Below are 14815 nucleotides of genomic sequence, written 5' to 3'. Positions count from 1 at the left end.
TTGCAGGCGATTGCAGACTACCCCCCGCACCTCGGTGCGCACAACAGACAATAGGCGCCCATGGACCACAGTTTCCTCTCCGCCCTGATCCTCTTGCTGCTGGTGCTGGATCCGCTGGGCAGCCTGCCCATCTTCATCCCCATCATGCGGGAGGTGCCGAAAGCGCGGCGGACTCGGGTGGCCATCCGCGAGGTGGGCATCGCCTTCTGCGTGCTGCTCGCCTTCATGTTCTTCGGCGAAACCTTTCTGCGGGTCATGCACCTGTCCGAGCGTTCGCTGGAAGTAGCCGGTGGCGTGATCCTGGTGATCATCGCGATCCGCATGATCTTCGGCAGCAGCGGTGATTCGTCCTATGGGCTGGAGCCCGGCAAGGAGCCGGTGATCTTTCCGCTGGCCGTGCCGCTCCTGGCCGGCCCCTCGGCCATGGCCACGGTGCTGCTGCTGGCCTCGCGCCAACCCGACCGCATCTGGGAATGGATTGGCGCATTGGCCACGGCCATGGTCATCTCTTTCCTGACGCTCCTGCTGTGCGACCGCATCCGCAAGCTGCTGGGCGATTCAGTGGTCTCTGCGATCGAGAAGCTGATGGGCCTGGTGCTGACCGCCATCGCGGTGGAAATGGTGCTGGCCGGCTTGAAGCGCTATTTCGTCGGCGGGCTCTGACCCGCGGCCTTGCGCGCGGCCCAATCCGCTGCGCTCATGTCGTAGTAGGCCATGTCCCGCTCATAGAAGTGGCCCATGCGGCGAAACTGCATGCCCATGCGCTGCATGACGGTGGATGAGGGCGTGTTCTCGACCATGCACACGGCACACAACAGAGGCGCATTCAGCGTCTCGAAGGCGAAGGTGCCCATGGCATGGGCGGCTTCCGAGGCGAAGCCCTTGCCCCAACGGTCCTGACGCAGGCGCCAGCCGGTTTCGAGCGGGCCAGCCGGGTCGCGGTTCAGATGCTGCACGCAGCCGGCGCCGATGATCTCGCCGCCGCTGAGCTCGACGAAGCTCCACCACGAGTAGCCGAACTCAGCCCAGCGCGCCTTGACGCGGTCGATCATGTCCTGCGTATCGGCCAGCGTGTCCGGCTTGCCGGTGATGTAGCGCATCACCAGCGGGTCGCTGTTGAGCTTGTGCAGGCCAGCCAGATGCGCATCGCTGCAGGGTTCCAGACGCAGGCGGGCGGTGGTCAGAAGGGGCATCGTGAGCGCGGTGCGAGAGACCGTTGGCAATACTGAGATGCGACCAAGTCTAGGCCCCGCCTCAACCCCTGCCATTCGTCCGAGCCTCTGGCGTGCGATGTCCTGGGCGGCTGGCGCTGGGGCATGGCAGAGGCATGCCCCTCCACTTCCCACAATACGGAAACCAGATTTCACATCGCAAGATTCCACATTGGTGCACTGCCGCAATTTTTCTCATCATGGTGAAAGTGATTTCACGATCCAATATCAATGCGCTAAGTGCTTGTTTTTGTTGATGAAGATTTTTAGTCTTATATAAGACATAAGTCTTCCGCTGGTCACGAGAGAGGAATAGATTTGAGCCCATCAAGTCAGCACGCATTCTTGTCTCTCTACCAACCTCACTTGCCAAGCAGGAGCACACCATGACGACATTGACCCGCGAACAGCAGATCGCCGCCCTCGAGAAGGACTGGGCCGAGAACCCGCGTTGGAAGGGCATCAAGCGCGGCTACACCGCCGCCGACGTGGTGCGCCTGCGCGGTTCGCTGCAGATCGAGCACACGCTGGCCAAGCGCGGCGCCGAGAAGCTCTGGGGCCTGGTGAACACCGAGCCCTTCATCAATGCCCTGGGCGCGCTCACCGGCAACCAGGCCATGCAGCAGGTCAAGGCAGGCCTGAAGGCCATCTACCTGTCTGGCTGGCAAGTGGCCGGCGACGCCAACAGCAATGGCGAGATGTACCCCGACCAGTCGCTGTATTCGGTGGACTCGGTGCCCAAGGTCGTCAAGAAGATCAATGCCACCTTCAAGCGCGCTGACGAAATCCAGTGGAGCGAAGGCAAGAACGACACCGACTATTTCGCGCCCATCGTGGCCGATGCCGAAGCTGGCTTCGGCGGCGTCTTGAATGCCTTCGAGTTGATGAAGTCCATGATCGAGGCGGGCGCCGCCGGCGTGCACTTCGAAGACCAGCTGGCCGCCGCCAAGAAGTGCGGCCACATGGGCGGCAAGGTGCTGGTGCCGACCCGCGAAGCCGTCGCCAAGCTCAACGCTGCCCGACTGGCTGCCGACGTGATGGGCACGCCCACCGTGCTGCTGGCCCGCACCGACGCCGAAGCCGGCGACCTGGTCACGAGCGACATCGACGACAACGACAAGCCTTTCTGCACCGGCGAGCGCACTGTCGAAGGCTTCTTCCGCACCCGCAACGGCCTTGATCAGGCGATCAGCCGCGGCCTGGCCTATGCCGAATACGCCGACATGATCTGGTGCGAAACCGGCAAGCCCGACCTGGCTTTCGCCAAGGCATTCGCCGACGCCATCCATGCGAAGTTCCCTGGCAAGCTCCTGGCCTACAACTGCTCGCCGTCCTTCAACTGGAAGAAGAACCTGGACGACGCCACCATCGCCAAGTTCCAGCGCGAGCTGGGCGCCATGGGCTACAAGTTCCAGTTCATCACGCTGGCCGGCTTCCACAGCCTGAACTACTCGATGTTCAACCTGGCCTACGGCTACGCCCGCAACAACATGAGCGCCTTCGTGGAGCTGCAGGAAGCCGAGTTCGCCGCTGCCGAGAAGGGCTTCACCGCCGTCAAGCATCAGCGTGAAGTGGGCACGGGTTACTTCGACGCCGTCACCACCACCATCGAGCGCGAGGCCTCCACCGCGGCCTTGAAGGGCTCGACCGAAGACGAACAGTTCTTCGACAAGAAGCACGGCTGATCACAGCCAGGCGGGCCTCGGTTGAGGCCATCCCGAGAGCCCGGCGATCCCGGGCTCTTTCTCATTTCAGGGCCAGGCCTACATCGAATCGCGCAGCATCTGCCGGTAGTCCTCGGCGCTGGCCAGGCGCGGATTGGTCTTGTGGCAGTGGTCGAGCAGGGCATGCTCGATCACCGCATCGAACAGGCTCTCCGTGACGCCCATCGCAGCGAGGCCCGAAGCGAGACCCAGGCGGGCATTCATGGCCTTGATGGCCTCAGCCACTGCATGACCCGCCGCATCGCTGCCTTCGAGCCCCATGGCTTGCGCCATGCGCTGCAGCCGACCTTCGTTTTGCAGGCTCGGGTGTGCCGCATTGAATCGCACCACGGCCGGCAGGAACATGGCGTTCAAAGTGCCGTGATGCAGACGCGGGTTCACGCCGCCCAGCGAATGGCTCAGCGAATGCACACAGCCCAGCCCCTTCTGGAATGCCATCGCGCCCTGCATGCTGGCGCTCATCATGTTCATGCGCGCTTCTCGATCGCTCCCGTCGCGCGTGGCCCGCTCGATATGCCCCCAGCCGCGGCGCAAGCCTTCCAGCGCAATGCCATCGGCCGGCGGATTGAAGGCGGCCGACATGAAGGTCTCCATGCAATGCGCGATCGCGTCCATGCCGGTGGCGGCGGTCAGGAGCGGGGGCAGTGCGAGCGTGAGTTCGGGGTCGCAGATCGAAGCCTTGGGCATCAGCTCCCAGTTATGGAATCCGAGCTTGCGGCCATCGTCCACGATGATGATGGCGCCGCGCGCCACTTCGCTCCCGGTGCCGGCCGTGGTGGGCACAGCGATCACCGGCGCCACCGCCGACGTGATCCTGGTGCTGCCGCCTTCGATGGTGGCGTAGGTCTTCAAAGGCCCCGGATGCGTGGCGACAATCGCCACGCCCTTGGCCAGGTCAAGACTGGATCCGCCGCCAATGGCGACAAGGCCGTCGCAGCCGGCGCTCCGGTACTGCTCCACGGCCAGGCGCACCGCAGCCTCGGTTGGGTTGCTGGGTGTGGCGTCGAAGATGGCCATCGCCTCGCCGCCGAAAGCCGCCAGCGCCTTGTCGAGCACGCCGGCCGCACGCACGCCAGCGTCGGTCACGATCAGGGGCTTCTTGATGCCGACCCGCGCGCATTCCTGCGGCAAGAGGGCGGCCGCACCGAAGTCGAGCTGGATCTGGGTGAGGTACTGGATCAGGGCCATGCAACGCCTCTCTGACAAAATCGCGTTTCGATTGATGGGGCGAGCCTAAGCCCTGGAGCCCTTCTTGAGTAGCACCTTGTTGACACCGCGCATGGCCGGTGTTCTGGAGCGCATCCACCGCGCCCACCGTCCCGCCTTCCACAGCCTCACACCGAAGCAGGCGCGCATCGCCTACCTGATGGGCGCTGAGATTCTCGACCTGCCGCGCGCGCCGCTGCCCCGGGTCGAGAACCTGACCGTGCCGGGTGCCGAAGGCGGACTCTCTGCGCGGCTCTATGCGCCGAGCGATGCCAAGCTGCCGGTCCTGCTGTACTTTCACGGCGGCGGCTTCACCATCGGCAGCATCGAGACGCACGACAGCCTGTGTCGCCAGCTTGCGCTGCGCTCGGGTGCGGCCGTGATCTCGCTGGACTACCGGCTGGCGCCCGAGCACAGGTTCCCGGCGGCGGTGGACGATTGCTGGGCCGTGATGAAGTGGCTGGCCAGCGCCGCTGAATCACTGGGTCTGGATGGCACACGCATCGCCGTGGGTGGCGACAGCGCCGGCGGCACGCTGGCCGCGGTCAGCGCCCTGCATGCGCGGGACATCGGCTTGAAGCTCGCGCTGCAACTGCTGATCACACCGGGCACCACAGCCCATGCCGACACGCCATCGCACAAGCTGTTTGCCAATGGCTTCCTGCTCGACGCCGCGTCCATCGCCTGGTTTTTCGACCACTACATTGCTCACAACCACAAGCGTGACTGGCGCTTCGCCCCGCTGGAGGCGGACGACCATGGCGATCTGGCCCCAGCCTGCGTGCTGCTGGCCGAATGCGACCCGCTGGTCGACGAAGGCCTCGCCTATGCTGACCTCCTGCGCGCCAACGGCAATGAGGTCGAGTTGGAGCTGGTGCGCGGCGTGACCCATGACTTCATCAAGATGGGCCGCTCCATTCCCGAAGCCATCACCGCGCTGGAGACCTGCGCGCAAGCGATCAAGAGGGCACTGAATCCATGAGTACGACGAGCAGCATCCAGCGCCGGGACTTCCGCCACTTCGAGCGCCTGCGGGTGCGCTGGGCGGAGATCGATGCGCAGAAGATCGTCTTCAACGGCCACTACCTGGCCTATGTCGACACCGCCGTCGGGGGCTACTGGCGCGCGCTGGCCTTGCCGTACGCAGAGACCATGGAGCAACTCGGTGGCGACCTGTTCGTGCGCAAGTCCACGCTCGAATACCTGGGGTCGGCCCGCTATGACGACCAACTCGACATCGGCGTGCGCACGCTGAAGATCGGCAACAGTTCGATGACCATTCAGGCCGCCGTGTTCCGCGGCGAGGAGCTGCTGGTGCACGGCGAGCTGGTCTATGTGTTTGCCGACGCCGCGAGCCAGGTGCCCAAGGCCGTGCCGCAGGCCTTGCGCGCCGCCATCGAGGCCTTCGAGGCCGGCGAAGCGATGGTGACGGTCAAGCTCGGTGAATGGTCAGCCCTGGGCGGCGATGCCCAGCGAATCCGGCAGCAAGTTTTTGTCGACGAGCAGAAGATTCCGGCCGAGATGGAATGGGATGCCGCCGATGAAGGCTGCCTGCACGCCGTGGCCTACAACCGCTTCGGCCGCGCCCTGGCCACCGGGCGGCTGCTGGAGCACGTACCCGGCGTTGCAAAGGTCGGCCGCATGGCCGTGCTGCGCGGCATGCGCAGCGGCCGCATTGGCAGAGAGGTGCTGGACGCATTGATGCGCGAGGGCCGGGTGCGCGGCTATCGCGAAGTGCTCCTCCATGCGCAGCTGTCGGCGCTGAACTTCTATCTGCGTGCCGGCTTTGTGGAGCGCGGGGAGCGATTCGAGGAGGCTGGCATTGGGCATGTGGAGATGGTTCGGGGGCTGTGAGCCCTTGCGAGACCAACGGCGAAATCAGGCAGAAGGTCAGCTTCCTGCCTGAGCAAGCGCCGCGCCGTAGACCTCGACGAACTCCGCCGGCATCCGCTTTGGCTTGCCGCTGCTCATCTCGATGCAGATCAGCTCCCAGCGGCCACGCATCAGCGTCACGCCGTCGGCTGCGCGCTTCAATTCGAAGCGCCGCTCCATCGCCAGCTTGCCGTCGCTGCCGGTGAGCCAGGTGCCCAGCAGCAGCGCTTCGCCGAGCAGCGAGGGCAGCAAGTAGTCGTACTCGCCGCGGCGGATCGCCATCGCGCGGTCCAGGCGCTGGTAGTCAGCCAGGCTCAGGCCCAGATATTCAGAGTGCGCCCAGGCGACTTTCTCGCACCACTGCACATAGACGGCGTTGTTGGTGTGATTGAGCCCGTCGATGTCCGCAGGCTGCGGCTGTACGGCCAAGGTAAAAGGCGCTTCAAGGTCCCATTCCATGGCCGCCAGCTTAGCAGCGGCATCTGCTGCCATCCGCACTACAGCTTGTAGGCCAGCTGGATCAAGACGCCCTGGTCCTGCAGCGTAGAACCCAGGCGCCTGCCGCCGACACCGTGCGCCAGCACCAGGTCGAGGGTCATGCCTTGCCATTGGGCTCTGCTGACGAGGCCCCAGGATGAGAGTGTGGTGGCGGACTCGCCGATATTGCTGGCGCGGCCGCGGTCGTAGAAGGGCGTGAGCGTGAGGCCGTAGCCATCGTTCGCTTCGCGCCTCAAGGGATATTCGAACTCGACATTGAGAAAAGCGCCGCGGTCGCGCACCAGTTGGTTCTGGCGCCAACCGCGCACGGTACCCAGCCCCCCCAGCGCCAGCCCGTCCAGCGCTATCAGGCGGTCGGCGCTGTGCTGCCAGGTCAGCTTCACGACGGCCTGAGCGCCGTTCTCCAGCACTTGCTGGGTGTAGTGTGCCTGCGCCGTCCAGAGCTCGAAGCGCTTGGCCGGCATGGGAACGGGCGGCAGCGCGGGAATGTCCGTCAGGTTGTTGTGCCCGCGGCTGTAGGTGCCGCGCAATGCCAGCACCTGGCGCTCGCTGCGCCAGGCGCCGCCGAGCCAGAAGCGCCCCAGGGCTTCGCGGACTTCGCCGTCCGGTGCGCCGGGCGTGAAGGAAAAGGGCTCGCCGAGCAGGCGGGTGCGATTCTCCCGGCTCAGCCAGGTCGCGCCCAGGTTGATCTTGCGGCCCAGCGTCTCCTGCAAGGTGTGGCTGATGCCCAGCTCGCGACTGTCCAGCCGGCTGCGGATGTCGAGTTGCTCGACCGGTTCCTCGATCACCGAGGAACTGCCGTGCTCCAGGCCGAGTGAAACGGTGGTGTCGGGCAGGCCCCAGGTGACCAGCGGCAGCTGCCAGTCCAAGCGCCCGTGGCCGCCCTGACCCCCATGTTTCAGCGGTGCTTGCAGGCTCATTTCGACGATGTCGCCCCTCCCGCTCAGGTTCTTCCAATGGCCCGCCACGCCTGCTGCGACCGAGCCGATGGAGGCCGGGCGGTAGTTGTTGGCAAAAAAGCTCAAGCCCCAGGGACGCGAGCGATGGACGTCTATCTCCATCAGCGCCTCACCCTGCGCCTGGCCGGGAACCAGGCGGGCGTTCAGGCGCTCGATCAGCGGGTCGGATTGCAGCAGCAGGAAGCGCTCGCGCAGCAGGTTCATGTCCAGCACGCGGTCTTCGCGGCGCTGCAGGCGAGCGCTGACATAACGGTCGTCAAGCGCTTCCATGCCCCGCAGCCGCAGGCCACTCAAGCGTCCTTCGACGACCTCCATTTGCAGCACGCCGCCGCTCACCCGCCTTGGCAGCAGCAGGCCTGAATTGACATAGCCGCGCTCGACATAGAGCCTTGTCAGGCGCTGCCGCAGCGCCTCCAGTTCGTCCACCGTGTTGACCCGGCCGGTATGCGGTGCAGCCACCGCTTGCAGCTCCGCCGTGCCGATGACGGTGTTGCCGCGGAATTCGATGCGCTCGACACTGACCTGCGCAGGCTGTGCAACGGCGGCCGGAACCGGCGGCACAGGCAAATGGAAGCTCGGTGCATCAGCGGCCAGCGCAGGGCCGGCAAGGGCCAGCAGCGGAATCAGCAGCCGATTCATCGGCAGCCTCCCGCAGCAGGACCAAGCTTTGCGAGCGTTCGCGGCGGCGCGGCCAACACCTCACCCGCAGCCATGCCATCGCCGCCCAGCAGGCCCCGCGCCGATGCGGGCAAGCCACCGCGGCCAGCCTGACTCAGGGAGCTGCCTTCGCGGGTCTGGCAGGGGTTGCGGCCGAGGCCGCCCGTGTCTATCGGCCGGGCTTCCAGGACGCTCAGACTGCCGGAGAGATCGAGCACCGGACTGGTGATCGCGATCACACCGCTGACGCCCGTAGGCGCCGCCGCCTGGATCACGTTGAAGCCAAACACCCCGGCCTTGGGCTCCAGCGGCAGTTCGCCACCGACGAACAGGCTGTTGCCACTGGCCACCAGGCCATTCACGTTGATGGCCACCAGGCCGCCGCTGGCCAGCGCGGCTGTTGTGTTGGCCTGCACGAAGCCGGTCTTCATCAGCATCAAGTCCGCGCCGATGGAGACATTGCCGCCGTTGCCCTGGCTGCCGAACACCGAGGTGGTCAGCAAGCTGTTGTCCAGCACCAGCAGGCGGCCGGCCTGCAGGCTGATGGCGCCACCATTGCCTTCATTGGCGCTGGTGCCGATGCCGCTGTTCTGGAGTCGTGTGGCGTCGCTGGTGGCGATGGCTATCCGGTTGGCGGCGACATTGCCGAAAGAGGAGGTGCTGATTTCCCCACCTTGCATCGCGAGCTCACGGGCCGTGACTGAAAGTACCGTGGGCTGCAAGCCGGTCGGGTTGCTGACCTCACCATTGTTATTGGCAGTGAGCGATGCACCATTCAGGAGGCTAACTCTGCCGCTGGCCCGGATGTCGATGCCGCCGACCTGGCCACCGGAGCTCGCGGTTGCAGAAGCCGAGACGCCGGTGAGCAGGCCTTCGAAGACCATGTCGCGAGCGCGCAATTGAACAGCGCCGCCAGCGCCACTGCCATAGGTGGTGGCGCTGATGAAGCTCCCTGCAACAGCGATCAATTGGCCCGTGACATCAAGCTCGATATTGCCGCCCGCTCCGCGGCTGCCCGGCAGTGCCAGGCTCAACAGGCTGGAATGGTCCAGCAGCAGGTCTGACGCCGAGATCGAGATCGAGCCGCCACGGGCTGTGGAACTGGTGCTGGTGCTGATCAGGCTGTCCTGGCTCAGGCTGACCTTGCCGCTGGCTTGCAGGTTGATGCTGCCGCCCAGGCCCTTGCCTGCGGGCAGCAGGCTGCGGCTGGCTATGCCGCTGCCGGTGAACTCGATGCTGCCAGCGCCGATCACAATATTGCCGGCATTGCCGAGCAAGGAACTGCTGCTGCTGTCGATGAGGCTGCCGCCGCTCATGCTCAGGCGGGTAGGGGCACTGATCTCGATCTGGCCCGCGTTGCCGAGGCTGCCAAGGCCGGCGGTCGTGTAGATAGATGCCTTGCTGTCCAGGCTGATGAGGGGCGCGGCCACGCGCACACGGCCGCCATTGCCGTTCGTCAGCGTTGCCGAACCGAGCGACGAGGAGCCCGACATCTCGATCCGCTGTGTTGCCTCGACATCGATATTGCCCGCGTTGCCACCGTTCTCAAATGCGGTGCTGTTGAGCTGGGCGCCGTTGCTCATCAAGAGCGACTGAGCACGCAGGGTGATGGCGCCTCCGTTGCGATCGGAATAAGTGTTGGAACTGATGTAGGAGTCGTGATTCAGCGAGAGCGTGCCACTGGCGGTCAGCGAGACATTGCCGGACGAGGCATCGTCGTACAAGGCACTGGTGCTGACGAAGCTGTTGCCATCGAGGCTCATGTGGCGTGCTGTCAGCGCGATATTGCCCGAGTTGCCGCCCGACAGGCCGGTGGCAAAGAACTGGCTGCGACCATTCATCATGAGGTCGCCACCCAGGTTCATCTCGATATCGCCGCCCTGGACGCCGCTGCCGGAAGCGAGGTTGCGGACCATGGCGCCGCTGTCCATCTTCAGCCCGCCGCTGGCCTGCAGCTTGATCGCACCAGCGCGACCAAGCAGCGCGACATTGGTGATGCTGGCATCGCCCGCCATGTCGATGGATTCAGCAGTCAGCGAAATGTTGCCGCCCGCGCCGCTGCCCCGCACGCCATAGCTGATCGTTGCCTCCGAGTCCAGGGTCAGGCCTTGCCGGGCAAGCAACTGAACGGTGCCACCTCGGCCCGTGCTGCCGGTCAGGCTGCCACCTTCGATGTAGCCACCGAGCTCCAGGCGGATGCCATTGCCCTCGACATTGATGTCGCCGGCATCGCCGGCACCTGCCGCTGTCGAGTAGAGATTCGCGCCATCGCTGATCAAGACATTGCCGGCCGCGCGCAGGCTGATAGCCGCGCCCTTGCCGCTTGTTGCCGCACGCGCATAGCTGCTGATGCTGGACAGGCCGCTGAGCGTGATCGAGCCGGCATCGAGCATGATGCGGCCGGCGTCCAGGCTGCCCAGGTTGGCGCTGCCTATCAACGCCTCGTTGCGCAGAATGATCTGCCCCGACAAGGCCGGTGGCGCGCCCGTCAAGGGCAGGTCCAGCGCCTGCTTGCCTACGGCAGCCAGCCGGATATCGGCGCTGCCGACCAGGATGGCGTTGTCGACCAGCAGGTCGCCGCCCTGCAGGTTCATGGACTGGCCGGCATTGGTTGCCAGGACCGCGCCGTCATACACCACCACAGGCTGGCTCTGCGCCCCCAGGAAACCAAACGCTTCAGGGGCTGCGGACGAGAAGCTGCTGGTCTTGCTCAGGTCCACCTGCAGGCGCGTGCCATCGGCAAACTTCAGCGAATCTGCCGTGCTCACGTGGAAGGCGCCAGGCACGTCGATGCTCGCGCCGGCGCCAAAGACGACGCCGGCCGGGTTGATGAAAAAGAAGGCCGGCTTGCCACTGGCCGCCAGCAGCGAGACCTGGCCGTTGATCCACGAGGCCTCGCCACCGGTGACGCGGCTGATCACGTTCGTGATGCCTGCCGTGCTGGTGGTGAACGTGGCACTCTCGCCGCTCGCGATATTGAAAGTCTGGAAGCTGTGGAAAAGGTTGCTGCCCGACAGCTTGCCCAGGTTCTGGCCGATCAGGAAATTGGGGCCGACGAGGCTTTGCGCGGCCTGGCCCAGGCTGGCGTCGGTGCGGATTTGCGCGAGCGCGGGCAGGGCGCCCAGCAAGGCCAGTGCCAACGCAGTTTTCAAGGGAGTTTTCATCACAGCCAATTCCCGATCAGCGAGAAGGGCGCCCAGAAGAAGGGGTGGGCGAAAGGCCGCTCGGCCAGCAGCTCGCGCTGGGCCTGGCGCAAGGCCTGGGCCTTGCTGACCCTGCCGTCGGCTATCAGCTGATAGAAGCGCTCCATCACGCGGACGGCGGCTTCGTCATCCACCGGCCACAGTGTGCCCAGCACGCTCTTGGCACGAGCCCGGATGGCGGCGCCGGAGATGCCCAGCGGCGCGCGTTCATTGCCCTCCGCGGTTTCACAGGCCGACAGCGTGAGCAGCTCGAGCGAATGGCGGCGCAAGGCTTCGGCACCGAGCACCTCCTGCAGGTTGCCGAGGGTCAAGAGGTCGTCATAGGCCAGCATGAAGCTGGAGCGGGCATCGCCACCGAACACGCCATGCGTGGCCACATGCACGATGCGGTAGCGGCCCGAGCGCGCGGCGCGGCTGAAGGCCTCGACCGTGAAGCGCTCGTCGAGCAGGCGGTCGCCGGGCAGGATCTTGCCCAGCGCGCCGATCTCGCGGGTCACGCCGGGCAGGGCCAGCGACTCGCGCAGCGAGCGTTCGGTGCCGCCGGCGGTGTTGGCCATCAGGCCCCGGCCTGCGTCGCTCAACACCAGCTTGCTGACCACCGGACCGAAATTGGCAACGCCGGCCATCAGCGAGAGCGCCTGTGATTCATGGCTGGCGTTGGTGTTGGTCATCGAGAGACCGGAGACCGTGCTCAGCGCAAACTTGTCGATGGCAAAGCGGCTGCCGTCATGTAGCGCAGCAAATGGCACCAGGCGCAGCGCGCCGTCTGGCACCACTACAAGGGTGTCGAGCTGTTGTGCCGTGACCAGACCTTCCAGCGGGCGCAGCAGGCGGTCATAGAGCTGGCGAGCCTGCGCCATGAAGGCCGGATCGCTGCTGCGCAAAGCCCTGGCAAAGCGGCTCGCCTGCGCCCGCAATTCATCGCTGGCGATGCGCTCGGTGAATCGGCTGATGCCGCTGCGAGTTTCGACCAGCAGCTCCAGCCGTTCCGGCAGGAGCACGGTGTAGACGACCGCCGTGCCGGCCGGAATGACCGTGGCGCTGCCGCCCTTGACCGCATCGACGGCACAGCGGTCGCCCAGGAAGTCCTGCATCTCGGTCTGCTTGATGAGTTCCACCGCATCGCGCGCACGGCGCAGGTGCTCGGCGCGTTGGTCGGGCAGCAGCTTGTCCGAGGCGTCGATCAGTGCTTCTGCCAGGCCGAGGTAGACCGGCTCGAACAGCCGCGCAAACGAGGAGCTGCCATCGTCCATCTCGATGGGAATATCGGCGCGCAGGGCTTCGATGCGGTCCACCGCGCGCTGATAGGCTGCAAGCGACTGGGGCGGCTGGCCCAGGGCCTTGTGCAAGCGTGCATCGCGCCATTCCAGCGCAATGGCCAGCTCGCCCAGGGCGCCCTGTGGCAGGGGTCGTAGTTGGGTCAGGGCGGCCTGGTCCAGGGCCAGGCTGTCGGCGTGGCGGCCCTGGTCTTCATAGAGCTGAGCCAGCGCATCCAGCGCCTCGATCTGCAGCCGGCTGCCGGCCGCAGCCTGGCTGTGCGCCTGTTCGATGCTGCGCCAGGCCAGCTCGGTGGCACCCAGCTCACGGGCCTGATGGCCGAGATTCAAGGACAGCGCCGGCTCGCCCATGCGGCTGATGTCTGCACTCAGCGCCAGCAAGGCCGGCAGCCGCTCCGACTTCTGCAGCGTGCGGGCCAGATTCAGGCTGGCTGCCAGCCGCAGGCGTTGGTCACTGCTGCGGCGTGCCTCCTCGAAGTAGCGACTGGCAGTGGCTTGATCGCGGGCTTGCGCGGCCAGCAGACCCAGCTCCAGCGCATAGGCCGGGCGGGCGGCCTCGGTTGCGAGCTGGTAGGCGCGGGTAAGCAGCACCCGCGCTTCGTCAGTGCGACGCGCCTGCGCCAGGGCCATGCCGAACTCGCCGGCGGCGCGCATTCGTTCTTCATCGCCATGGGCAAGAGACTGGGCTGCGCTGAGCAGGGCCAAGGCCTCGTTGAGCTGACCGGCGCGGCGCAATTGCATGCCTTCGCGCAGCTGGCTTTCAAAGCTGGCCGCCGACCACGCGCAACCCAGGCACAGCAGCCAAGCGCCGCAGGCGCGTAAAAGCAGAACCCTTGCGCCCAGCAGATATCTCATGCCGTTTGCCCGCTCCAAAAGCCGGGACCGAGATTAACGCTTGCGGCCTTGCAATGCGAGCCCGGAATCAGGGGCCCCGGCGGCTTCAACTCAACGGTGCGAATCTCTCGACGTGCCGGCCGCCCTGGGCAAACGCCTGCATCGCCCGCGCAATGACAGGCTCGAACGCAGTGTCACTGGCGGTGTAGATTTCCATCCAGGTCAAGAGCTGCCCCTCATCCACACGCTGCATGAGCCGGATGTGTGCCGAGCCGCGCGCCGCCTCGAACGCGGCACGGGCCGTCGGCCCATCCTCAGGCCGCAGCTTGTAGTAGACGTAGAGCTCGCCCGGCGTCACTGCGACTTCACTGCGGCTCGGCGATGGCGTAGGGCAGGGCGCGCGGCGCCAGCAGCGGGCCGCTCGCGCTACCCAGGTGCAGGCTGCCTTCCTCGATCGCCGCCAGCTTCACCTCGGCCAGCAACAGGACCTGGCCTTCATGCTTGCCCACGCCGGCCACCAGGCCGGCCGGTTGCTCGGGGTCGGCGCTGTGGAATATCTCCTGGCCGATCTGCGCTTCACCTTCGACGAGCGCGAAGGGCAGGGTGCGCCGCTTGATCGTGCCGCGGTACTGGCTGCGCGCCACGACTTCCTGGCCGGGATAGCAGCCCTTCTGAAAATTGACACCACCCAGCAGCTCCAGGTTGATCATCTGCGGCACGAACTGCTCGATCGTTGCGCTTCGCACCCAGGCCTGGCCGGCCTGCACTTCCAGCCATTGCCAGCTTTCGGCGCCGAGCGCTGGCAGGCCTGGAGCCTGCGCGTCGGTGGCTTGCACCAGCAGGTAGCGGGGCATGCTTGCATCGTCCAGCCGCGCGTCCGGCAGGCGCATGGCCAGCGCATCACCGACGGCAGCGACAGCCCAGGTGTCGGCCAGTGCCGCATCGCCGAGCCAGGCCCGGGCGGCTTCGCCCGCCAGGCCCCAGACAGCCAGTTCGGCCGAAGCGTCGCTCAGCTTGCACTTGGCACGCATGACGAACATCGAGAGCCGCTTGAGCGTGGCCGGCAGCAATTCCGCGGGCAGGGCCAGCAGCAGTTCGTCAGGGCTGCGCTTGAAGGCCAGCATCAAGGCCAGCAGGCGACCCTTGGCCGAGCAATAGCCGGCCAGGCGGCCTTGGCTCGATGTCTGAAGGACGGTGTCCTGGGTCAATTGGCCATGGAGGAACTTGGCGGCTTCCTCGCCTTGGGCCCGCATCAGGCCCCAGTCTGTCAGGCGCACGGCGCCGCCGGTGGTCGCAAGAGAGGTGTCGGTCATGGGCTTGATTATCATCAGCGGCCACAAACACCATAGGTTGTCGGGTCTTGAGCAGTCGTCA

12 protein-coding genes are annotated in these 14815 nt (G+C 65.9%); 4 read left to right on the top strand and 8 right to left on the bottom strand.

Translation table 11 applies throughout. The features are described 5' to 3' along the window. Positions 1-60: 60 nt before the first annotated feature. Complete coding sequence (locus V3596_RS06145) at positions 61-663, top strand: MarC family protein (protein WP_334276804.1); 603 nt, start codon at positions 61-63, stop codon at positions 661-663. Here the strand turns inward: V3596_RS06145 and V3596_RS06140 are convergent. After that, positions 642-1193 carry a GNAT family N-acetyltransferase gene (locus tag V3596_RS06140; RefSeq protein ID WP_334276803.1) on the bottom strand — a complete coding sequence of 184 codons (552 nt, stop codon included), beginning with the start codon at positions 1191-1193 and terminating at the stop codon, positions 642-644. The genes V3596_RS06145 and V3596_RS06140 overlap by 22 nt on opposite strands. A gap of 404 nt (positions 1194-1597) precedes the next feature. Here V3596_RS06140 and aceA point away from each other — a divergent pair, with 404 nt between their 5' ends. Then, a complete protein-coding gene (gene aceA, locus V3596_RS06135) occupies positions 1598-2896 on the top strand; it encodes an isocitrate lyase (RefSeq protein WP_395386122.1) in 1299 nt (432 codons plus the stop codon). 78 nt (positions 2897-2974) lie between these two features. Here the strand turns inward: aceA and V3596_RS06130 are convergent, their stop codons facing one another. Beyond that, a complete protein-coding gene (locus V3596_RS06130; RefSeq protein ID WP_334276802.1) occupies positions 2975-4123 on the bottom strand; it encodes an iron-containing alcohol dehydrogenase in 1149 nt (382 codons plus the stop codon). A 91-nt stretch (positions 4124-4214) separates the two neighbouring features. Here V3596_RS06130 and V3596_RS06125 point away from each other — a divergent pair, with 91 nt between their 5' ends. Next, on the top strand, positions 4215-5123 hold the full coding sequence (locus V3596_RS06125) for an alpha/beta hydrolase (protein ID WP_334277354.1): 909 nt from the start codon (positions 4215-4217) through the stop codon (positions 5121-5123). Continuing rightward, positions 5120-5995 carry a YbgC/FadM family acyl-CoA thioesterase gene (locus V3596_RS06120; RefSeq protein ID WP_334276801.1) on the top strand — a complete coding sequence of 292 codons (876 nt, stop codon included), beginning with the start codon at positions 5120-5122 and terminating at the stop codon, positions 5993-5995. The genes V3596_RS06125 and V3596_RS06120 overlap by 4 nt, the downstream gene beginning before the upstream one ends. A gap of 36 nt (positions 5996-6031) precedes the next feature. On the opposite strand, the gene V3596_RS06115 is transcribed toward V3596_RS06120, so the two are convergent. The 6 genes from V3596_RS06115 to ygfZ all read right to left on the bottom strand — a co-directional run bounded on the left by V3596_RS06115 (position 6032) and on the right by ygfZ (position 14754). Further along, positions 6032-6472 carry an acyl-CoA thioesterase gene (locus V3596_RS06115; RefSeq protein WP_334276800.1) on the bottom strand — a complete coding sequence of 147 codons (441 nt, stop codon included), beginning with the start codon at positions 6470-6472 and terminating at the stop codon, positions 6032-6034. Positions 6473-6510: 38 nt separating this feature from the next. Then, positions 6511-8109: a ShlB/FhaC/HecB family hemolysin secretion/activation protein gene (locus tag V3596_RS06110; RefSeq protein WP_334276799.1), complete on the bottom strand. Its 1599-nt coding sequence runs from the start codon at positions 8107-8109 to the stop codon at positions 6511-6513. Further along, positions 8106-11291, bottom strand: a complete 3186-nt coding sequence (locus V3596_RS06105) for a two-partner secretion domain-containing protein (protein ID WP_334276798.1) — start codon at positions 11289-11291, stop codon at positions 8106-8108. The genes V3596_RS06110 and V3596_RS06105 overlap by 4 nt, the downstream gene beginning before the upstream one ends. Then, positions 11291-13462 (bottom strand): CHAT domain-containing protein, encoded by a 2172-nt coding sequence (locus tag V3596_RS06100; RefSeq protein ID WP_334276797.1) that lies wholly within the window; start codon positions 13460-13462, stop codon positions 11291-11293. Before V3596_RS06100 ends, V3596_RS06105 begins: the two co-directional genes overlap by 1 nt. Positions 13463-13547: 85 nt before the next feature. After that, entirely contained in the window at positions 13548-13799 is a 252-nt protein-coding gene (locus V3596_RS06095) for a DUF4936 family protein (protein ID WP_334276796.1), read from the bottom strand. A gap of 7 nt (positions 13800-13806) precedes the next feature. Further along, on the bottom strand, positions 13807-14754 hold the full coding sequence (ygfZ, locus tag V3596_RS06090; RefSeq protein ID WP_334276795.1) for a CAF17-like 4Fe-4S cluster assembly/insertion protein YgfZ: 948 nt from the start codon (positions 14752-14754) through the stop codon (positions 13807-13809). Positions 14755-14815 lie beyond the last annotated feature (61 nt).

It is taken from the genome of Roseateles microcysteis (genome assembly GCF_036880965.1).
Taxonomy (GTDB): Bacteria; Pseudomonadota; Gammaproteobacteria; order Burkholderiales; family Burkholderiaceae_C; genus JAUASW01.
This window is presented reverse-complemented; position numbering and strand designations above follow the sequence as displayed.